The 2,951-nt window shown below is 74.2% G+C and carries 4 protein-coding genes; 2 read left to right on the top strand and 2 right to left on the bottom strand.

What is annotated here, in order from left to right; genetic code table 11:
- Positions 1 to 1,188, top strand: a 1,188-nt coding sequence (locus tag HW445_RS24665) for a DUF885 domain-containing protein (RefSeq protein WP_180223138.1), incomplete at its 5' end; no start/stop codon positions are given.
- A 123-nt stretch (positions 1,189 to 1,311) separates the two neighbouring features.
- Here HW445_RS24665 and HW445_RS24660 read toward each other — a convergent pair.
- Complete coding sequence (locus tag HW445_RS24660; RefSeq protein WP_180223137.1) at positions 1,312 to 1,809, bottom strand: rhodanese-like domain-containing protein; 498 nt, start codon at positions 1,807 to 1,809, stop codon at positions 1,312 to 1,314.
- A 122-nt stretch (positions 1,810 to 1,931) separates the two neighbouring features.
- Here HW445_RS24660 and HW445_RS24655 point away from each other — a divergent pair, with 122 nt between their 5' ends.
- The gene (locus tag HW445_RS24655) at positions 1,932 to 2,390 is read left to right on the top strand and encodes an Lrp/AsnC family transcriptional regulator (protein ID WP_180223136.1); all 459 of its coding nucleotides are present in this window, start codon (positions 1,932 to 1,934) and stop codon (positions 2,388 to 2,390) included.
- Between the two features lie 36 nt (positions 2,391 to 2,426).
- Here the strand turns inward: HW445_RS24655 and HW445_RS24650 are convergent.
- A partial coding sequence (locus HW445_RS24650; RefSeq protein ID WP_306673354.1) for an SbcC/MukB-like Walker B domain-containing protein occupies positions 2,427 to 2,951 on the bottom strand: 525 nt, incomplete at its 5' end.

The raw sequence follows: 2,951 nt of genomic DNA, 5'->3' as shown, positions 1-2,951 counted from the left end.
GGGCAGCTCACCGAGTGGGCGGACCCGCACGGCACCGGCCGCGGCTGGTTCGAGGACTTCGCGGCCGACGGTCCGGAGAAGCTGCGCGCCGAGCTGGACGAGGCCGCCCGTGGCGCCACCGCCGCCCTGGTGGAGCTGCGGGACTGGATGCGGGACGTGTACGCGCCGGCCGTCGCGGGCGCCCCGGACACGGTGGGCCGGGAGCGGTACGCCCGCTGGGCCCGCTACTTCAACGGCACCGACCTGGACCTCGACGAGGCGTACGCGTACGGGTGGGCCGAGTACCACCGCCTGCTCGGGGAGATGCGGACCGAGGCGGAGCGGATCCTGCCCGGGGCCGCCACCCCGTGGGTGGCGCTGGCCCACCTGGACGAGCACGGACGGCACATCGAGGGCGTCGACGAGGTCCGCCGGTGGCTCCAGGGGCTGATGGACCGTGCCGTCGCCGAGCTGGACGGCACCCACTTCGAGCTGGCCGAGCCGGTGAAGCGGGTGGAGTCCTGCATCGCCCCGCCCGGCAGCGCCGCCGCCCCGTACTACACCAACCCGTCGGAGGACTTCTCCCGGCCGGGCCGGACCTGGCTGCCCACCATGGGGCTGACCCGGTTCCCCGTCTACGACCTGGTCTCCACCTGGTACCACGAGGGCGTTCCCGGCCACCACCTCCAGCTCGCGCAGTGGACGTACGTGGCCAAGGACCTCTCCCGCTACCAGGCCACGGTGGGCGGCGTCAGCGCCAACATGGAGGGCTGGGCGCTGTACGCGGAGCGCCTGATGGACGAACTGGGCTACCTGCCGGACCCGGAGGAGCGGCTCGGCTACCTGGACGCGCAGATGATGCGCGCGGCGCGGGTGATCGTCGACATCGGCATGCACCTGGGGCTGGAGATCCCCGCGGACTCTCCCTTCCACCCGGGTGAGCGGTGGACGCCCGACCTGGCCCAGGAGTTCTTCGGGGCGCACAGCAGCCGCCCCGCGGACTTCGTGGAGAGCGAGCTGACGCGCTACCTGTCGATGCCCGCCCAGGCCATCGGCTACAAGCTGGGCGAGCGCGCCTGGCTGCTGGGCCGCGAGAAGGCCCGCGAGCGGCACGGCGACGCCTTCGACGCCAAGGCCTGGCACATGGCCGCCCTCTCGCAGGGCTCGCTGGGACTGGACGACCTGGTCGACGAGCTCTCCCGGCTGTGACGGGGTCCGGCGCCCCCGCCCGTGCCACCGGCGGGCGGACGGACGGGGGTGCCGGGGCCGGGGCCGCGGCCACGGACAGGGGTGCCGGGGCCGCGGCCGCGGTGGGTCGGCCTCGGCGCGGGTTCAGCACCCGCAGTCGGCGTCCTCGCCGACGGGCGCGGTGAGCGGGTCGGGGCTCTGCCGTCCGCCGCCGTCGGCGGTCTCGTAGGCGAAGCCCTCACGGACCCAGTACTCGAAGCCGCCGAGCATCTCCTTGACGCGGTACCCGAGCAGGGACAGCGCCAGCGCGGCGCGGGTTGCGCCGTTGCAGCCGGGGCCCCAGCAGTAGGTGACGACCGGGACCGCCGGATCCAGCAGACGGTCCGCCAGCTGCGGCAGGAGTGCGGTGGGCAGGTGCAGCGCGCCGGGCACGTGTCCCTGGTCCCACGACTCGGTGGACCGGGTGTCGACCAGCACGAAGCCCGGGTCGCCGTCCGGGCCGGCGGCGGCGAGGGCGGCCGCGACGTCGGACACGTCCGCGTGGAAGGCGAGGCTCGCCGAGAAGTAGGCGGCGGCCTCGGCAGGTGCGGCGGGCGCGACGCGCAGCACGGGGTTGTCGACGGGGGTCTGGGCGGTGGTCATGGGACGTTCCTTCCGGTGCTGCTTTCCGACACCGGAAATCTAGGCGCCACGGCCGTCACCCTGAACGGCCGATCCACGGCGCTCCGCTTGTGGCGCCGGGGAATCCCCGGCATGCTCGGCCCATGACCACGCATCTCCCGGCGTACACGCCGGACGCCACCGATCTGCGCATCCTCGACGTGCTGCAGCGGGACGGCCGGGCGAGCTTCACCGAGCTGGCCCGGGCCGTCTCCATGTCTCCCAGCGCGGTCACCGAGCGGGTGCGCAGGCTGGAGGAGGCCGGGGTGATCCGGGGTTACTCGGCGGTCGTCGACCCGGAGCGGCTGGGCCTGCCGGTGCTGGCGTTCGTCCGGCTGCGGTACCCGACCTCGAACTACAAGCCGTTCCACGACCTGGTGGCCGCCACTCCGGAGATCGTGGAGGCGCACCATGTGACGGGGGACGACTGCTTCGTCCTGAAGGTGACCGCGCGCTCGATGCGGCACCTGGAGGAGGTGTCCGGGCGGATCGGCGGACTCGGGTCGGTGACCACCAGTGTGGTGTACTCCTCGCCCCTCCCGCGCCGGGCGGTCACCGGCTGACCGCCCTCGGCGCGCGCGGCCCGGCGGTCCGCGCGCTCAGCCGGACGCCCCGCGCTGCCGCAGCACCGACCCCTGCCGGCCCTTGACCACCTCGAGCTGGGCGTGGACGCGGCGCTTGAGGTCGGCGACGTGGCTGACGATGCCGACGCTGCGGTCGCGTTCGCGCAGCGAGTCCAGGACGTCGAGGACCTCGTCGAGGGTCTGGTCGTCGAGGCTTCCGAAGCCCTCGTCGATGAAGAGGGTGTCGAGACGCACGCCGCCCGCCTCGTCGGTGACCACGTCGGCCAGGCCGAGGGCCAGGGCGAGGGAGGCGAAGAAGGTCTCGCCGCCGGAGAGGGTGGCGGTGTCCCGCTCCCGGCCCGTCCAGGCGTCGACCACGTGCAGCCCGAGGCCGCTGCGGCCGCGGCCGGAGCGGTCGTCGGAGTGGACCAGCGTGTAGCGGCCGGAGGACATCCGCAGCAGCCGGGCGGTGGCCGCCGCCGCGACCTGTTCGAGGCGGGCGGCGAGCACGTAGGACTCCAGGCGCATCTTGCGCTCGTTGTCCGCGGAGGTGCCCGCGGC

The sequence above is a fragment of the Streptomyces sp. UH6 genome, from assembly GCF_013421635.1.
Classification (GTDB): domain Bacteria; phylum Actinomycetota; class Actinomycetes; order Streptomycetales; family Streptomycetaceae; genus Streptomyces; species Streptomyces abyssomicinicus.
This window is presented reverse-complemented; position numbering and strand designations above follow the sequence as displayed.